This is a genomic window from Pseudomonas sp. NMI760_13 (assembly GCF_021283245.1).
Lineage (GTDB): Bacteria > Pseudomonadota > Gammaproteobacteria > Pseudomonadales > Pseudomonadaceae > Aquipseudomonas > Aquipseudomonas peradeniyensis.
Genome location: NZ_JAJSRC010000004.1, coordinates 1 through 17,970 on the forward strand (window position 1 = coordinate 1; position 17,970 = coordinate 17,970).

General features: G+C 65.9%; 15 protein-coding genes. 13 read left to right on the plus strand and 2 right to left on the minus strand.

The genetic code is table 11. The features are described 5' to 3' along the window. Positions 1-1,692, minus strand: a 1,692-nt coding sequence (locus tag LU671_RS05415) for a retention module-containing protein (protein WP_232854962.1), incomplete at its 3' end; no start/stop codon positions are given. 350 nt (positions 1,693-2,042) lie between these two features. On the opposite strand from LU671_RS05415, the gene LU671_RS05420 reads away from it, so the two are divergent. From LU671_RS05420 to LU671_RS05450, 7 genes are all read left to right on the plus strand, one after another. Further along, the gene (locus LU671_RS05420) at positions 2,043-3,380 is read left to right on the plus strand and encodes a TolC family outer membrane protein (protein ID WP_110735609.1); all 1,338 of its coding nucleotides are present in this window, start codon (positions 2,043-2,045) and stop codon (positions 3,378-3,380) included. 45 nt (positions 3,381-3,425) lie between these two features. Beyond that, on the plus strand, positions 3,426-5,582 hold the full coding sequence (locus tag LU671_RS05425; protein WP_203649469.1) for a type I secretion system permease/ATPase: 2,157 nt from the start codon (positions 3,426-3,428) through the stop codon (positions 5,580-5,582). After that, a complete protein-coding gene (locus tag LU671_RS05430) occupies positions 5,572-6,948 on the plus strand; it encodes an HlyD family type I secretion periplasmic adaptor subunit (RefSeq protein ID WP_186734130.1) in 1,377 nt (458 codons plus the stop codon). The genes LU671_RS05425 and LU671_RS05430 overlap by 11 nt, the downstream gene beginning before the upstream one ends. Before the next feature lie 339 nt (positions 6,949-7,287). After that, positions 7,288-8,187: a TauD/TfdA dioxygenase family protein gene (locus LU671_RS05435; protein WP_232854963.1), complete on the plus strand. Its 900-nt coding sequence runs from the start codon at positions 7,288-7,290 to the stop codon at positions 8,185-8,187. Between the two features lie 18 nt (positions 8,188-8,205). Further along, positions 8,206-9,225 carry an ABC transporter substrate-binding protein gene (locus LU671_RS05440; RefSeq protein WP_232854964.1) on the plus strand — a complete coding sequence of 340 codons (1,020 nt, stop codon included), beginning with the start codon at positions 8,206-8,208 and terminating at the stop codon, positions 9,223-9,225. A 6-nt stretch (positions 9,226-9,231) separates the two neighbouring features. Then, on the plus strand, positions 9,232-10,095 hold the full coding sequence (locus LU671_RS05445) for an ABC transporter ATP-binding protein (RefSeq protein WP_028689252.1): 864 nt from the start codon (positions 9,232-9,234) through the stop codon (positions 10,093-10,095). A 13-nt stretch (positions 10,096-10,108) separates the two neighbouring features. After that, positions 10,109-10,972 (plus strand): ABC transporter permease, encoded by an 864-nt coding sequence (locus LU671_RS05450; protein WP_203649476.1) that lies wholly within the window; start codon positions 10,109-10,111, stop codon positions 10,970-10,972. Between the two features lie 104 nt (positions 10,973-11,076). Here the strand turns inward: LU671_RS05450 and LU671_RS05455 are convergent, their stop codons facing one another. Further along, entirely contained in the window at positions 11,077-11,634 is a 558-nt protein-coding gene (locus LU671_RS05455) for a WYL domain-containing protein (protein ID WP_203649485.1), read from the minus strand. A gap of 206 nt (positions 11,635-11,840) precedes the next feature. Here LU671_RS05455 and LU671_RS05460 point away from each other — a divergent pair, with 206 nt between their 5' ends. The 6 genes from LU671_RS05460 to LU671_RS05485 all read left to right on the plus strand — a co-directional run bounded on the left by LU671_RS05460 (position 11,841) and on the right by LU671_RS05485 (position 17,934). Then, entirely contained in the window at positions 11,841-12,653 is an 813-nt protein-coding gene (locus LU671_RS05460; protein WP_203649487.1) for a tetratricopeptide repeat protein, read from the plus strand. 263 nt (positions 12,654-12,916) lie between these two features. Next, positions 12,917-13,354 (plus strand): MarR family winged helix-turn-helix transcriptional regulator, encoded by a 438-nt coding sequence (locus tag LU671_RS05465; protein WP_028689248.1) that lies wholly within the window; start codon positions 12,917-12,919, stop codon positions 13,352-13,354. Beyond that, positions 13,351-15,438 (plus strand): FUSC family protein, encoded by a 2,088-nt coding sequence (locus tag LU671_RS05470; RefSeq protein ID WP_232854965.1) that lies wholly within the window; start codon positions 13,351-13,353, stop codon positions 15,436-15,438. Before LU671_RS05465 ends, LU671_RS05470 begins: the two co-directional genes overlap by 4 nt. Then, complete coding sequence (locus tag LU671_RS05475) at positions 15,435-15,647, plus strand: DUF1656 domain-containing protein (RefSeq protein WP_016392395.1); 213 nt, start codon at positions 15,435-15,437, stop codon at positions 15,645-15,647. The genes LU671_RS05470 and LU671_RS05475 overlap by 4 nt, the downstream gene beginning before the upstream one ends. Beyond that, positions 15,644-16,519, plus strand: a complete 876-nt coding sequence (locus LU671_RS05480; RefSeq protein WP_232854966.1) for an efflux RND transporter periplasmic adaptor subunit — start codon at positions 15,644-15,646, stop codon at positions 16,517-16,519. The genes LU671_RS05475 and LU671_RS05480 overlap by 4 nt, the downstream gene beginning before the upstream one ends. Continuing rightward, complete coding sequence (locus tag LU671_RS05485; RefSeq protein ID WP_232854967.1) at positions 16,516-17,934, plus strand: efflux transporter outer membrane subunit; 1,419 nt, start codon at positions 16,516-16,518, stop codon at positions 17,932-17,934. Before LU671_RS05480 ends, LU671_RS05485 begins: the two co-directional genes overlap by 4 nt. Positions 17,935-17,970: the final 36 nt, after the last annotated feature.

Sequence of the window (17,970 nt, forward strand, 5' to 3'; positions counted from 1 at the left end):
CGGGTTCGGCTCCAGTTTCTCGAAGTTGCCGCCCGTTGCCCCCGTGATCGTGGTGCTGACGGTGCTGCCATTGTTATAGACGTCATTGGCCGGGGTCTGGAAGTCGACACTGCCGGACGACTTGCCGGCCTCGATAGTGACGGTCTGGCCATTGGACAGGGTGACGGTGACCGGGGTCTGGGCCGGGTTGGTCAGGGTCACGGTGTAGGTGATCACACCGCCTTCGGTGACACTCGGGGTCGCGGTCAGGGTGGCGGTGGTGGTGTCGACCGAGTCGTTGATCACCGTTTCCGCTGGTGTCGGGTTCGGCTCCAGTTTCTCGAAGTTGCCGCCCGTTGCCCCCGTGATCGTGGTGCTGACGGTGCTGCCATTGTTATAGACGTCATTGGCCGGGGTCTGGAAGTCGACGCTGCCGGACGACTTGCCGGCCTCGATGGTGACGGTCTGGCCATTGGACAGGGTGACGGTGACCGGGGTCTGGGCCGGGTTGGTCAGGGTCACGGTGTAGGTGATCACGCCGCCTTCGGTGACGCTAGGGGTCGCGGTCAAGGTCGCCGTGGTGGTATCGACCGAGTCATTGATGACGGTCTGCGCTGGCGTCGGGTTCGGTACCAGATTCTCGAAGTTGCCGCCCGTTGCCTCCGTGATCGTGGTGCTGACGGTGCTGCCGTTGTTATAGACGTCGTTGGCCGGGGTCTGGAAGTCGACGCTGCCGGACGACTTGCCGGCCTCGATGGTGACGGTCTGGCCATTGGACAGAGTGACGGTGACCGGGGTCTGGGCCGGGTTGTTCAAGGTCACGGTGTAGGTGATCACACCACCTTCGGTCACGCTCGGGGTCGCGGTGAGCGTGGCGGTGGTGGTGTCGATGGTGTCGGTGACCTGGGTCACCGCCGGGGTAGTGCTTGGCGTGACGATCAGGCCGTTACCGCCAGTCGTGCCGGTAATGGTCGCGGAGATCTGGCCGCCATCGATGTAGGGCGTGTCGTTGGCCGGGATGTCGACGTTGACGGTGCCGGTGGTCTGGCCGGCCGGGATCACGATGACGGCGCCGTTGGACAGGGTCACGGTCAGGTTGGTCAGCGGTGGTTGGCCGACGGTGGCGGTATAGACGATGACGCCACCCGCCTCGGTGATCGTGGGGGTGGCGCTCAGGGTCAGCCCTGTGGTGAGCGGGACGTTGGTCGTGTTGGTGCTGCCAGCGTTGCCGTCCAGCCCGCCCAGCTCCTCGACCGCCAGGCCGTTGGCGAAGCCTATCGGGCCAGTGGGGAAGCCGATGCTCGGGTCGACCACCCCGGCGGTCTCCTCGAGCAGGACAAAGCTGTGTCCGCCGCCGACCGAGCCGCCGCCTGCCGCGGCCGGGCCGGCTGCGGTGGCTTCCAGCTCGGTGGTCGGGTCGACACCGGCGGCGATGGCCTGTTGCAGTTCTTCGACCGAGGGCGCTGCCTGGGCGGTGGCCTGGCTCAGGTCGGTGCTGCTGTCGGGCGCGTCGGCGCTCCACTGGGTGTCGCGGCCCAGGTCGAGCACACGGCCGTCGGCCAGCTCCAGGGTGACCGCGCCGCCCGCGCCGGTGTCTACCTGTTCACCTGCCAGCAGGCGATCGCCTTCGATCAGTACGCGCCGGATGCCTTCTGGGGAAACTGCGATGACTTGGCCAACAATGCTTTTGACGATGGCGACAACAGTGCTCATTGGACTCTCCGGGCTACCTGTTCAGTTGGCTTCCATGCCTGGCCGGCGTTCGAGGGCGGCGACTGATGGAATGTTTCAAATAATGTTTTTGACGCTGATTTGCGTCAATTTTACGTCTATAATTTCTGGCTATTAAGTTTATGCCAAACTATTGACCTTCTGGCTGCCATCCTAAACAATCGCCAAGGTAATGTCACATTGATATTTGGCCAGCTAAGCCCTTTCTTTTGTATTAATCGCACTGCCTATTCGGAAGCTTCCTACATACAGGATCAGGGTTTGCCATTTTCCAGGGCAGGCACGGCTTCGGCTGTGATTTGGGACAACAGCTCTCTCGGGAACCAGTAAAAATGCGTGCGTCACTGTTCACCGCTCTTCCTTTCGCTCTCGCCGCCACATTCGTTCAAGCACAAACCTTGCCCGAAGCCATGCAGAAGGCCCTCGAGGTCCATCCGGAAATCCAGGCCGGCGTGAACGCCCGCACGGCTGCGGACTATCAGCTGCGCGCTGCCCAGGGTGGCTATTTGCCGCGGGTCGACGTGACCGCCGGCTATGGTCGTGAGGGCACCGACAGCCCGAGCACCCGCAACCGCTGGGAGACCCTGAACCGTGGCGAGTCGGCTATCCGCCTGCGGCAGATGGTCTTCGACGGCTTCGCCACCTCCAGCGAGGTTGGCCGTCAACAGGCCACTGTCAACGCCCGCGCCTACTCCCTGCTGGGGACCTCCGAGCGCACCGCGCTGACCGTCGCCCAGGTCTACCTGGACGTGCTGTCGCGCCGCGAGATGGTGCGCCTGGCCGAAGACAACCTGCGCAACCACGAGCGCATCCTCGACCAGATCAAGCTGCGCACCAGCCGCGGCGTCGGTCGCCTGGCCGACCTCGACCAGGCCGAGGCGCGCCTGGCCCAGGCCCGCAACAACCTGATCACCGAGCAGACCAACCTGGCCGACGCCAACACCAACTACCTGAGCGTCGTCGGCCAAATGCCCGACGAGTTAAGCACGCCCGCGCCATTTGTCGACCTGCTGCCGGCCACCCTCGACGAGGCTCGCCACCAGTTGGTCGAGGAAAGCCCGATCCTGCGCTCGGCCGAGTCGGACATCGCCGCCGCCGAGAAGCAATACGAAGCGGCAAAGTCTACGTTCTATCCACGTTTCGATGCCGAACTCGGACGAACGGCCGACAACAACCTCGACGGCGCCGTCGGCCACAACAACGAATGGCAGGCCATGCTGCGCATGAACTTCAATTTGTACGCCGGTGGCAGCAACAAGGCCGACCTGGAATCGAAGTCGTACCTGGCCAACCAGGCCCTGGACATTCGCAACAACGCCTTGCGCCAGCTCAATGAGGAGTTAGGCTTGGCATGGAATGCTCTGGAGAACGCCAACGCCCAGGTGCCGATCGCCCAGCAGTATGTCGATCACAGCAACCGCGTGCGCAGCGCCTACCAGCAGCAGTTCGGCCTGGGCGAGCGTACCTTGCTCGACCTGCTCGACAGCGAGAATGAAACCTTCACCGCCCAGCGTCGTCTGGTAGAGGTGAAGAACACACAAATGTTTACTCAGTACCGAATCAAGGCGACCATTGGTCAACTGCTCAAGAGCCAGGGTGTCGTAGCACCGATGGCCTCCGTTGTGCAGAACGACCTGAAACCCAAGGTGAACCTGCCAGGCATGAACTGAAAGGCGCACCTTGAATCACCCCCGCAAGGATGAAGAGAGCGCCGCGTGGAATCCGAAGTCAGTCGAGTCCAACTCAGCCACGATCCACGCAGTCAGCATGACGACCCGCTGCTGGACAGTCTGCTGACCCTGTGTGTCCTGCACCAGAAGCCCGCCAGCCGGGCCATGCTGACCACCGGGCTACCCTTGCCCTCGCAGCGCCTGACCGCCGAACTGCTGCCCCGCGCAGCCGCCCGGGCCGGGCTGCAGGGGCGCCTGCTGCAGCGCAAGCTCGAGCAGATCCCCAGCATCGCCATGCCGGCGATGCTGCTGCTCAAGGAAGGCCGCTGCGCCGTGCTGCTCGGCTGGGAGAACGAAGACACCGCGCGCCTGCTGCTCAGCGAGAGCGACGGCGGCGAGGTGCATGTCACCCGTGAAGCGTTGCAGGGCGACTACAGCGGCAAGGTGTTCTTCGCCCAGCCGCAGCACAAGTTCGACGTCAACCACGGCAACCTGATCCCGCGCGCGCGCTCCTGGTTCCGCGACACCCTGCTGCGCAGCAAGTGGCTGTACATCGATGCCATCGCCGCCAGCCTGGTGATCAACCTGATCGCCCTGGCCGCGCCGCTGTTCGTGATGAACGTGTACGACCGCGTGGTGCCCAACCAGGCCACCTCGACCTTGTGGGTGCTGGCGGTCGGCATCGCCGGCGCCTATGTCTTCGACCTGATCCTCAAGGGTTTGCGCAGCCTGTGCCTGGACCTGGCCGGCAAGAAGACCGACCTGATCATCTCGGCGACGCTGTTCGAGCGCATTGTCGGGATGTCGATGAAGTACCGCCCGGCGCGGGTCGGCAGCTTCGCCCAGAATATCCACGAGTTCCAGGGCCTGCGCGACTTCCTCGCCTCGCTGACCCTGACCAGTCTGATCGACCTGCCGTTCACGTTGCTGATCCTCATGGTCATCGCCATCATCGGTGGGCACCTGGTGTGGATTCCGATCCTGGCCTTCCCGTTGGCGCTGGGTATCGGCTACGCCCTGCAGAAGCCGTTGATGGCGACCATGGAGCGCACCATGGCCCTGGCCTCCGAGCGCCAGTCGAGCCTGATCGAGACCCTCGCCGGGCTGGATGCGGTCAAGGTCAACAACGCCGAGAGCGAGCGCCAGTACATGTGGGAGCAGACCCTCGGCACCCTGAGCCGCCTGGAGCTGCGGGTGAAGGTGCTGTCGGGCCTGGCCATGAACATCACCGCGCTGATCCAGCAACTGGCCGGCGTGGCGATGATCTGCGTGGGCGTGTACCTGATCATCGACGGCAACCTCAGCATGGGCGGCCTGGTGGCCTGCTACATGCTCAGCGGTCGCGCCCTTGGCCCGCTGGGCTCGCTGAACGGCCTGCTGGCCCGCTACCAGCAAGCCAAGGTGACCATGGTCGCCACCGACCAGATGATGGAGCTGCCCCAGGAGCGCAACTTCGAGGAGCGCCCGCTGAGCCGCCAGGTGCTGCAGGGCGCCATCGAATTCCGCGGCGTCGAGTTCACCTACCCGAACCAGCAGAACCAGGCGCTCAAGGGCATCAACCTGAACATTCGCCCGGGCGAGAAGGTCGGCATCATCGGCCGCAGCGGCTCGGGCAAGAGCTCCCTGGCCAAGCTGATCGTCGGCCTGTACGAGCCGGACAACGGCTCGCTGCTGGTCGATGGCGTGGACATTCGCCAGATCGACGTCAGTGAACTGCGCCACAACATCGGCTACGTGCCCCAGGACATCCAGCTGCTGGCCGGTACCCTGCGCGACAACCTGGTCAGCGGTGCCCGCTACATCGAGGACGAGCTGATCCTCCAGGCCGCGGAGCTTGCCGGCGTGCACGAATTCGCCCGCCTGCATCCGGACGGCTACGAGCTGCAGGTCGGCGAGCGTGGCCAGAACCTCTCCGGCGGCCAGCGGCAGAACGTCGCCCTGGGCCGGGCACTGCTGCTCAACCCGCAGATCCTGCTGCTCGACGAACCCACCAGCGCCATGGACAACACCGGCGAGGAGCGTCTCAAGCAGCGCCTGGCCGCGGTGATCGAGAACAAGACCGTGCTGCTGGTCACCCACCGGGCGTCGTTGCTGTCGCTGGTGGACCGATTGATCGTCATCGATCGTGGACAGATCGTCGCGGATGGCCCGAAAGCCGCCGTCATGGATGCGCTGAAGAAGGGGCAGATCAGTGTTGCATAAGCTGGATATCGGGCGTTTCAAGGACAACCTGCGCCGCTACTTCAAGGGCTCCGAGTCGTTGGCCGGGCAGCCGTTGCCCGAGGTCAACAAGGCGCTGATCGAGGACGCGCCACGGGTGGTGCGCCTGACCATCTGGGGCGTGATCGCGTTCTTCCTGTTCCTCATCATCTGGGCCAGCGTCGCGCCCATCGACGAGGTGACGCGCGGCGAGGGCAAGGCCATCCCGTCTTCCAAGGTGCAGAAGATCCAGAACCTTGAGGGCGGCATCGTCGCCGAGATATTCGCCAAGGAAGGGGAGATCGTCGAGGTCGGCCAGCCGCTGCTGCGCCTGGATGAAACCCGCTTCGCCTCCAACGTCGACGAGACCGAGGCCTCGCGCCTGGCCATGGCCCTGCGCGTGCAGCGCCTGACGGCCGAGGTCGAGGACAAGCCGCTGCAGATCGACGAAGAGCTGCGCAAGGCCGCGCCGAGCCAGGCCGCCAACGAACAGTCGCTGTACCTGAGCCGTCGCCAGCAGCTGCAGGACGAGCTTGGCGGCCTGCAGCAGCAGCTGGTGCAGAAGCAGCAGGAACTGCGCGAGTTCAACTCCAAGCGCGCCCAGTACGCCAACAGCCTGCAGTTGCTGCGCCAGGAAATCGCGATGTCCGAGCCGCTGGTGGCCCAGGGCGCGATCTCCCAGGTCGAGGTGCTGCGCCTGCGTCGTGCCGAGGTCGAGAACCGTGGCCAGATGGACTCCACCGCCCTGGCCATCCCCCGTGCCGAGGCGGCGATCAAGGAAGTCGAGAGCAAGATCGAGGAGACCCGCGGCAAGTTCCGCAGCGAGGCGCTGACCCAGCTCAACGAGGCCCGCACCGAGCTGAACAAGGCCACCGCCACCAGCAAGGCGCTGGACGACCGCGTGCACCGCACCATGGTCATCTCGCCGGTGCGCGGCATCGTCAAGCAGCTGCTGGTCAACACCATCGGCGGGGTGATCCAGCCGGGCAGCGACATCATCGAGATCGTGCCGCTGGACGACACGCTGGTGGTCGAGGCGAAGATCCTGCCCAAGGACATCGCCTTCCTGCACCCGGGCCAGGAAGCCACGGTCAAGTTCACCGCCTATGACTACACCATCTACGGCGGCATGAAGGCCAAGCTCGAGCAGATCGGCGCCGACACCATCACCGACGAAGACAAGAAGACCACCTACTACCTGATCAAGCTGCGTACCGACAAGAGCCATCTGGGCACGGACGAGAAGCCGCTGTTGATCATCCCGGGGATGGTGGCCACGGTGGATATCATGACCGGCAAGAAGACCATCATGAGCTATCTGCTCAAGCCGATCATCAAGGCCCGCAGCGAGGCGCTGCGCGAGCGCTGACAGTCATTACGGGCCCCCTGTAGGAGCGGCCTTGTGCCGCGAAAGGGCTGCGAAGCGGCCCCAGGATTTCAGTATTGAGCAAAGATCGCCGGGGCCGCTTCGCAGCCCTTTCGCGGCACAAGGCCGCTCCTACAGGTCGGCGTATGGCCTGAAGTGCAACCCCTTCATATGGATATGCCGTAACGGTATTTAAAATACTGTTCTTATGACTTTATAGTCACTCCCACTGCGTACCCGCCGACCAATCGGCGCGCCGCACGACTCGAACCCACACGGGCAATCCCCGTGCGTTTCCGATCGTTGCGCGCCCTGAAGTCGCGCACTGCGTGGGAGTGAACAATGCCAGCCGCCTCGAACGCCTTGTCGACCATCGACAGCGCCCTGCCGCAAACCTTCGACATCCGCCCGTTCCCCGGCGCCGTCGGTGCCGAGATCATCGGCCTCGACCTGGCCCGTGCGGTCAACGCCGAGGATTTCACCCGTATCCACCGCGCCCACCTGGACCACCACGTCCTGGTGTTCCGCGACCAGCGCATCACCCCTGAACAGCAGATCGCCTTCAGCCGCCGTTTCGGCGAGCTGCAGATCCATGTGCTCAAGCAGTTCCTGCTCGCCGGCCATCCCGAGATCCTGATCGTGTCCAACATCGTCGAGGACGGCCGCAACGTCGGCCTGGGCGATGCCGGCAAGTTCTGGCACTCGGACCTGTCGTACAAGGAGCTGCCGAGCCTGGGCTCGATGCTGCACGCCCAGGAGCTGCCCAGCGAGGGCGGCGACACCTTGTTCGCCGACATGCACAAGGCCTGGGACGCCGTGCCCGAGGCCCTGCGTCGGGTCGTCGAGGGCCGCAGCGCCGCCCACTCCTACACCGCCCGTTACGCCGAGACCAGGTTCGAAGGCAACTGGCGCCCGACGCTGACCGCCGAGCAACTGGCCCAGGTCCAGGAGGTCATCCACCCGGTGGTGCGCACCCACCCGGAAAACGGCCGCAAGGCGCTGTTCGTCAGCGAAGGCTTCACCACCCGTATCGTCGGCCTGCCGGATGACGAGAGCCGCGACGTGCTGCAACAGCTGTACGCCCTGAGCGTGCTGGAGCAGAACATCTACCGCCATCAATGGCTGCCCCACGACCTGGTGTTCTGGGACAACCGCTCGCTGATCCACCTGGCCAGCGGTTGCCCCGCGCACCTGCGGCGCAAGCTTTACCGCACCACCATCCAGGGCGATGCCCCGTTCTGACGACTGAGGAAACACACCATGCGCAACTCCATCAGCCGCCTGGCGGCAAGTATCGGCCTGGGCGCCAGCTTGGTTCTAGGCAGCCTGGCGGCGCCGACCGTGGCCCACGCCGAAGGGCAGATCCGCATCGCCGAGCAGTTCGGTATCGTCTACCTGCTGCTCAACGTGGTCCGTGACCAGCAACTGATCGAGAAGCACGGCAAGGAGCAGGGCCTCGACATCAAGGTCGACTGGGCCCAGCTGTCCGGCGGCGCGGCGATCAACGACGCGTTGCTGTCCGGCTCGGTGGACATCGCCGGCGCCGGCGTCGGGCCACTGCTCACCGTGTGGGATAGAACCCGCGGCCGGCAGAACGTCAAGGCCGTCGCCTCGCTGGGCAACTTCCCGTACTACCTGGTCAGCAGCAACCCGAATGTGAAGACCATCGCCGATATCTCCGACAAGGACCGTATCGCCGTCCCGGCGGTGGGCGTGTCGGTACAGTCGCGCTTCCTGCAGTATGCCGCCGCCCGCCAGTGGGGCGACAAGGAGTACAACCGCCTCGACAAGTACACCCTGGCCGTGCCGCACCCGGACGCCACTGCGGCCTTGCTGGCCGGCGGCACCGAGCTCAACGGGCACTTCTCCAACCCGCCGTTCCAGGACCAGGTGCTGGCCAACAAGAACGTGCACGTGGTGCTCAACAGCTACGACCTGCTCGGCCCCAACTCACCGACCCTGCTGTTCGCCACCGAGAAGTTCCGCAAGGACAATCCCAAGACCTACAAGGCCTTCGTCGATGCCCTGGCTGAAGCCGCCGACTTCGCCCAGAAGGACAAGGCCGCCGCCGCCGACACCTACATCCGAGTGACCAAGGCCAAGATCGACCGCGAGGCGCTGATCAAGCTGATCGACAACCCGCAGTACGAATTCACCGTCACGCCGAAGAACACCTACAAACTGGCCGAGTTCCTCTACCGGGTCGGCGCGATAAAGAACAAGCCCGAATCGTGGAAGGACTATTTCTTCCAGGATGAACGCCCGTTGCAAGGGAGCTGAGCGCCGATGACCGCCCCATTGCCAGGCCACACGGCCAGCAACCTGAGCCGTGTCGCCACCCCACCGCTGCTGGCGGTGGACAACCTGAGCCTTGAATACCGCACCGCCCAGCGCGTGGTGCGGGCCACCCACCAGGTCAGCTTCGAGGTCGACCGCGCCGACCGTTTCGTCCTGCTCGGCCCGTCCGGCTGCGGCAAGTCCACCTTGCTCAAGGCCGTGGCCGGCTTCATCGAACCCCGGGAAGGGCAGATCCTGCTCCAGGGCCAGCCGGTGCGTGGCCCAGGGCCGGACCGTATCGTGGTGTTCCAGGAATTCGACCAGTTGCCGCCGTGGAAGACGGTGAAGCAGAACGTGATGTTCCCGCTGCTGGTGTCCGGCCAACTCAAGCGCGCCGAGGCCGAGGAGCGGGCGTTGCACTACCTGGAGAAGGTCGGCCTGGCCGCCTTCGCCGATGCCTATCCGCATACCCTTTCCGGTGGCATGAAAGCCCGCGTGGCCATCGCCCGGGCATTGGCCACGCAGCCAAAGATCCTGCTGATGGACGAACCGTTCGCCGCCCTCGACGCCCTGACCCGGCGCAAGATGCAGGAAGAACTGCTGCTGCTGTGGGAGGAGGTGCGCTTCACCCTGCTGTTCGTCACCCACTCCATAGAAGAGGCACTGGTGGTGGGCAATCGTATCCTGCTGCTGTCGCCGCACCCCGGGCGGGTGCGGGCCGAGGTGCACAGCCACCAGTACGATCTCGGCAGCCTCGGTGCCAGCGACTTCCAGGCCAGTGCCCGGCGCATCCACCGGCTGCTGTTCGACGAGGCCGATGCCTCGACGCCAGCGGACGATCTGGGCTTCAACGATATCCGTATCGCCTACTGACAGGAGCCAGGGCATGACAACGACACCTGTACGCCAGGAATACGAAGTGCAGCTGCAACCCCTGCCGGGTGTGCCGCTGGAGCGCGAGCTGCCGGCGGTGCAACGCTTGTGGCAGCAGGGCTGGCTGCGCAAGGCCGTGATCCTGGTACTGCTTGCGGTGGTCTGGGAGGCCGTGGCCCGCTATACCGGCAACGACCTGCTGCTGCCGAGCTTCCTGCAGACCGCCAGCGCGTTGTGGGACGGGTTGCTCAGCGGCGAGCTGCCGGCCAAGGTCGGCGTATCGCTGGTGGTGCTGCTCAAAGGCTATGTGCTGGGCATCGTCCTGGCCTTCGGCCTGACCAGCCTGGCCGTCTCGACGCAAGTGGGGCGCGACCTGCTGGGCACGCTGACCTCGATGTTCAATCCGCTGCCGGCCATCGCCCTGTTGCCGCTGGCTTTGCTCTGGTTCGGCCTGGGTGACAACAGCCTGATCTTCGTGCTGGTGCACTCGGTGCTGTGGGCGCTGGCGCTGAACACCTACGCGGGCTTTCTCGGCGTGTCCGAGACCCTGCGCATGGCCGGACGCAACTACGGGCTGCGCGGCCTGCGCCTGGTGCTGCACATCCTGGTACCGGCGGCGCTGCCATCGATCCTGTCAGGGCTGAAGATCGGCTGGGCTTTCGCCTGGCGCACGCTGATCGCCGCCGAGCTGGTGTTCGGTGCCAGCAGCGGCAAGGGCGGACTGGGCTGGTACATCTTCCAGAACCGCAACGAGCTGTACACCGACAAGGTGTTTGCCGGGCTGGCCGTAGTGATCCTGATCGGCCTGCTGGTGGAGGGGCTGGTGTTCAACACCCTGGAGCGGCTGACCGTGCGGCGCTGGGGCATGCAGCGCTAGATTCGTGCTGCCGGTGTTGCCTTCTTCGCGGGTAAACCCGCTCCCACAGGTTATGCATGGACCCTGTGGGAGCGGGTTTACCCGCGAAGAAGATCACGCAAAACTCAATCCCGATATTGCGCCGCCGCACTGGCCAATGTCCGCGCTATCTCCTCGCGCAACGCCTGCGGCGCTTCCACCACCAGCCCTTGCCCCTGGCTCAGCAACCACAACCGCAGGGGCCAGCCATCCGCCACCGTCGCCCGCAGCCGGTGCCCCTGCTCCAGGGCGGTCAGCTGCATGTCGGCGGTCAACGGCGCTTCGCGCAGCCGGCGGGCCAGCAGGTCGCTGATCCATGCCTGCAATTCGACGCCTTCCCCTTGCCCGGGCTGCAGCGTATCGCCGCGCAGATAACCCTGCAGATCGAAATTCCCACGCAGCTCGCCACCGGCATTGGCCGACCAGTGCCAGCCAAACGGGATGCTCTTGTCGTTGCGCTCCAACGGAAAGATCAGCGACAGCTCGTTGAGATCACGCTCGACCGTGCGTTTGCTGACGGTGAAGCCCACGTCACGCAGGCGCCACACCAGTTCGGCACTGGTGATCCCGGGGGAGCGGCTGGGCAACTGACGGAGCAGGGCCCATTGGCGGCTGAGGGTGGCGCGGGTGGTGGCGAACGGCAAAAGGAAACGTCCTTGTCTAGGCTTGCCGGCATAGGATGGCGGCACGGGTAGGGCATGGCAATTGGCCACAGCGTGCTCAGATCAAGGAAGATGCATTTGGTTGCCTGGGATCAATTCGTTCGCGACAGGTTTTGTCGTGGCGTCGCGCAGAATCACGCCTCACCACAGTGGAGGTTGGAGCTGTGGGTCGTTCAATGAGGATGAACATGTCTGCCGCCAGCAATATCCATTCGCTGCTCGCCCGGCTTCTCCCCGAGCGGATCGTCCCGGTCCCGGCACGCCCCGGGCAGCGCCACAGGCTGTTCGCCGGGATCGGCATGCCCAGCCAGCAGGCCCTGAGCGGCGAGCGCTTCGGCCTGACTGATCGGCTGGACGAGGCGGTCGACCTGCAGGCGGTCTACCATGACCTGTGCCGCCAGGCATTGCTGGGCAATGTCGGGGCGCTCAACGACCTGGGCTGGATCTGGCTCAACGGCAAGTACTGGCGTGGCGACACCGTGCTGGCCGGGCACCTGCTGCGCATGGCCGCCCTGCAGGGCAATGCCGCGGCCTGGTTCAACCTGGGCCAGCAGCATTACTTCGGCAAGGGCGTGGAGGTCTCGTACACCAACGCGGCCGAATACTACCGCCATGCCTTCGAGCGGGGCATGGTGCATGCCGCCGCGGCGCTGGGCGACTTGTACGAGGAAGAGGTGTGCGAGGGCGACCAGGTGTGGCAGGTCGACCTGCTCGAGGCCTACCAGTGGTTCCTGCGCGGTGCCCAGCGCGGCGAGACGCGCTGCCGCTTCGAGGTGGGTTACCGGTTGTTGCATGGGCTGTATGTCGAGGCGGACACCAAGGCCGGGCTGTATTGGCTGGAGCTGGCGGCGGCGACCGGCGTGATGCAGGCGGCCGAGGAGCTGGCCGTGCATTTCAGCAGCTGCGACGCGGCGCGCTACCTGGGCTGGCGCGACCAGGCGATCCAGATGGGCAGCACCCTGGCGCTGACCATGAAGCTGGAAGACCAGATCCAGCCGTGAGGCAAGGTTCAGCGCGGCCCCTGTAGGAGCGGCCTTGTGCCGCGAAAGAGCCGCGTAGCAGCCCCGGCGATATCAGCTTGATGCACGAAACATGGGGGCGCTTCGCACCCCTTTCGCGGCACAAGGCCGCTCCTACAGAGATCGTGATATCCGGGTAGATGAACAACCTTTCATCGTCTCCCTCCGTCACCCCCGGTTGACGACAGGGGTAGGGCAGGGCGTATATTGATAGTTAGCAAACTATGAATATCCTCGGTTCCCACATGTCTCTCGACGCACTGCACCTGAAAATCAGCAGCGGCATGGTCGTGGCCGCCCGTCACTGGCGTCGCCTGTGCCAGGGCGCCCTGACCGGCTACGGCATTTCCGAAGCCTGCGCCGTGCCGCTGCTGATGATCGTGCGCCTGGGCGACGGTGTGCACCAGGTGGCGGTGGCGCAGGCGGCCGGGCTGGAAAGCCCGTCGCTGGTGCGCCTGCTCGACCAGCTGTGCAAGGCCGGCCTGGTCTGCCGCAGCGAGGATCCTCTGGACCGCCGCGCCAAGGCCCTGAGCCTAACCGTCGAGGGCCGCGCCCTGGCCGAGTCCATCGAAGGCGAGCTGGTGCGCCTGCGCCGTGAGGTGCTCGGCGGTATCGACCAGGCCGACCTGGACGCCACCTTGCGGGTGATCCAGGCGTTCGAAGCCGCGGGCGTGATGCCATGAGCGGCTTCTTCAGCTCGGTGCCACCGGCCCGTGACTGGTTCTACGGCGTGCGCACCTTCGCCGCGTCGATGATCGCCCTGTACATCGCCCTGCTGATGCAGCTGCCGCGCCCGTACTGGGCCATGGCCACGGTGTACATCGTCTCCAGCCCGTTCCTCGGCCCGACCACCTCCAAGGCGTTGTACCGGGCGCTGGGTACGTTGCTGGGCGCCGGCGGGGCGATTCTCCTGGTGCCGCCGCTGGTGCAGTCGCCGCTGCTGCTGAGCATTGCCATCGCCCTGTGGACCGGCACCCTGCTGTTCCTTTCGCTGAACCTGCGCACGGCCAACAACTACGTGCTGATGCTGGCTGGCTACACCCTGCCGATGATCGCCCTGGCGGTGGTCGACAACCCGCTGGCAGTGTTCGATGTGGCTTCCTTCCGGGCCCAGGAGATCTGCCTGGGCATCGTCTGCGCGGCGGTGGTCGGCGCGATTTTCTGGCCGCGCCGGCTGGCACCGGTGGTGGTGGGCGCGACCGGCAACTGGTTCGCCGAGGCGATCCGCTACAGCGATACCTATTTGGCCCGCGAGGCCAGCGCCGACAAGGTCGGCGGCATGCGTGGCGCGATGGTCGCCACCTTCAATTCGCTGGAATTGATGATCGGCCAGCTCGGCCACGAAGGCGCCGGCCCGCACACCCTGAAAAATGCCCGTGAGCTGCGTGGCCGCATGATCCACCTGTTGCCGGTGATCGATGCCCTGGACGACGCCCTGATCGCCCTCGAGGGCCGCGCCCCGGCCCAGTTCGCTCAGTTGAAGCCGGTACTCGACGCTGCCCGTGAGTGGCTCAAGGGCACTGCCGACAGCGCCTCGGTGGCGCGCTGGACCGCCCTGCACGAGCAGATCGACCGTCTGCAGCCCGGCGCCGCTGCCATCGACCAGCGTGCCGAGCTGTTGTTGTCCAATGCCCTCTATCGCCTGACCGAATGGACCGACCTCTGGCAGGACTGCTGCACCCTGCAGCACGCACTGCGCAAGGACGACGCCACGCCGTGGCGCGCGGTCTACCGTCACTGGCGCCTGGGCCGGCTGACGCCGTTCTTTGACCGTGGCCTGATGCTCTATTCGGTGTTCTCCACCGTCACCGCCATTATCGTCGCCTGCGGCCTGTGGATCGGCCTGGGCTGGAACGATGGCGCCAGCGCGGTGATCCTCGCCGCGGTGTCGTGCAGCTTCTTCGCCGCCATGGACGACCCGGCGCCGCAGATCTACCGGTTCTTCTTCTGGACCCTGATGTCGGTGATCTTCTCCAGCCTGTACCTGTTCCTGGTGCTGCCCAACCTGCACGACTTCCCGATGCTGGTGCTGGCCTTCGCCGTGCCGTTCATCTGCGTCGGCACCCTGACCGTGCAGCCGCGCTTCTACCTTGGCACCCTGCTGACGATCGTCAACACCTCGACCTTCATCAGCATCCAGGGCGCCTACGACGCCGACTTCTTCACCTTCATCAACGCCAACCTGGCCGGCCCCGTGGGCCTGCTGTTCGCCTTCATCTGGACCCTGGTGGTGCGCCCGTTCGGCGTGGAGCTGGCGGCCAAGCGCATGACCCGCTTCACCTGGCGCGACATCGTCGAGATGACCGCGCCGGCCACCCTGGCCGAGCACCGCCAGGTCGGCGTGCAGATGCTCGACCGGCTGATGCAGCACCTGCCACGCCTGTCGCAGACCGGCCAGGACAGCGGCGTGGCCCTGCGCGACCTGCGCGTGGGCCTGAACCTGCTCGACCTGCTGGCCTACCTGCCGCGTGCCGGCGCCGAGGCCCGCGAGCGCCTGCGCACGGTGATCGAGGAGGTCGGCAATCACTACGCTGCCTGCCTGCGCGCCGGCGAGCGCCTGCATGCCCCGGCGGCGCTGCTGCGCAACATGGAGCGTGCGCGCCTGGCGCTGAACCTGGACGAGCTGTACGAACGCGGCGACGCCCGCACCCACCTGCTGCACGCCCTGAGCGGCCTGCGCCTGGCGCTGCTGCCGGGCGTGGAAGTGATGCTCGAGCCTGCCGAGCAAACGCAACTGCCCCCCGGGCTCGACGGAGCGCCCCTGTGATCGGTGAACTGGATATCAGCGGGGTATTCCTGCCCACGCTGCTGGTGATGATGTTTGGCACCTACCTGCTGTTCCTCGGGGTGCACGCGGTGCTGGTGCGCCTGCATTTCTACCGCCTGGTCTGGCACCGGGCGCTGTTCAACGTTGCCCTGTATGCCGTGCTGCTTGGCGCGGTGGACCACTTTTGCCGAAGCCTGATGCTGCCATGAAAAAACCTTTGCTGACCCTGGGCCGCGTGGTCCTGCCCTTGCTGGTAGTGACCTTCGCCGCCGTGCTCGTGTGGCAGATGGTGGTGTACTACATGTTCGCCCCCTGGACCCGCGACGGTCATATCCGCGCCGACGTGATCCAGATCGCCCCGGATGTGTCCGGGCTGATCCAGAAGGTCGAGGTGCGTGACAACCAGACCATCAAGCGCGGCGACGTGCTGTTCACCATCGACCAGGACCGCTTCACCCTGGCCCTGCGCCAGGCCAAGGCGACCCTGGCCGAGCGTCAGGAGACCCTGGCCCAGGCCTCCCGCGAGGCGCAGCGCAACCGCAAGCTGGGCAACCTGGTGGCGGCCGAGCAGCTTGAAGAGAGCCAGTCCCGCGAAGCCCGCGCCCGCTCGACGGTGAACGAGGCCCAGGTGCAGGTGGATGTGGCCCAGCTCAACCTCGACCGCTCGGTGGTGCGCAGCCCGGTGGACGGCTACCTCAACGACCGCGCCCCGCGCGCCCACGAGTTCGTCAGCGCCGGGCGCCCGGTGCTGTCGGTGGTCGACAGCGCCTCGTACCACGTTGACGGCTACTTCGAAGAGACCAAGCTGGGCGGTATTCATATCGGCGACGCCGTGGAGATCCGCGTGATGGGCGACAACACCCGCCTGCGTGGCCGCGTGCAGAGCCTGGCCGCCGGCATCGAGGACCGCGACCGCAGCAGCGGCGCCAACCTGCTGCCCAACGTCAATCCTGCGTTCAGCTGGGTGCGCCTGGCCCAGCGGATTCCGGTGCGCATTGCCTTCGACGAAGTGCCGCAGGACTTCCGCATGATCGCCGGGCGCACCGCCACGGTGTCGATCATCGAGGGCCAGCATCCATGAAACAGCTGATCCTGGCGGGGCTGTGCCTGTCCCTGGGCGCCTGCATGATGGTCGGCCCTGACTACGAGCTGCCCAAGGACGCCGCCGTGCAGCGCGGCGACCTCAATGGGCCGCTGCGCCAGGACGCCGACAGCGTGGTCTCGGCGCCGGTGCCCGAGGACTGGTGGCAGCTGTACCAGGATCAACGGCTCAACGAGCTGGTGCGCCAGGCCCTGAGCGCCAACACCGAACTGCGCGTGGCCGCCGCCAATATCGCCAAGGCCCGTGCCCAGGTGGAGGTGGCCGAGTCCCAGGGTGGTTTCAACGGTGGCGTCAAGCTGGGCGCCCAGCGTCTGCAGGAGTCCGGCGAGGCCTTCCTGCAGCCGGAGAAAGTGCCGGTGGCCAATATCGGCGAAGCGATCATCAGCGCCAGCTACCAGTTCGACCTGTGGGGTACCTTCAAACGCGGCACCGAGGCCGCCAAGGCCAACGCCGACGCGGTGCAGGCCGCCGCCGACACCGCGCGCATCACCCTGGTGGCCGATGTGGTCAAGGCCTATACCCAGGTGTGCTCGGCCAACGAGGAATACCACATCGCCCGCGAATCGCTGGACCTGCAGCAGCAGAGCGTGCAGCTGACCCAGCGCCTGCGCGACGCCGGGCGTGGCGACGAGACCCAGGTCACCCGTTCGCAGACCCAGTTCAAGTCCCTGCGCGCCGAACTGCCGCGCTTCAAGGCCGAACGTGAGGCGGGCCTCTACACCCTTGCTGCGTTACTGGCCAAGCCGGTCGAGCAATTGCCCGCCGGCACCGCCGATTGCGCCGAACTGCCCCATCTGTCGCAGCTGGTGCCGGTCGGTGACGGCGCGGCCCTGCTCAAGCGCCGCCCGGACGTGCGTCAGGCCGAGCGCCAGCTGGCGGCGGCCACCGCCAGCATCGGCGTGGCCACCGGCGCGCTGTACCCGGACATCAGCATCGGCGCCCAGGTGGGCACCATCGGCATTCTCGAGAACCTCGGCGAGCCGGCCACCAACCGTTGGGGCTTCGGCCCGCAGATCAGCTGGAACATCCCCACCAACGGTACCCGCGCGCGCATCCACATGGCCGAGGCCTCGACCCAGGCGGCGCTGGCGCATTTCGACGGGGTGGTGCTCAACGCCATTCGCGAAACCCAGACCCGCCTGGCGCAGTACAGCGCGTTGCTGGATCGACGCGACGCACTGGCCGAGGCGGAGCGCTCGGCCAAGGAGTCGGCGGACCAGACGCATCTGCGTTACCAGGTGGGGCGTGAGTCGTTCCTGGCGGATCTGCAGGCGACGCGGACCTATACAGACGTGCGGGCGCAGCTGGCGGCGGCCAACAGCCAGGTGGCGATGGGGCAGATCGGGGTGTTCCTGGCCTTGGGTGGCGGCTGGAAAGGCAGTGCCAGACCCTGATGATTCCCCTGTAGGAGCGGCCTTGTGCCGCGAAAG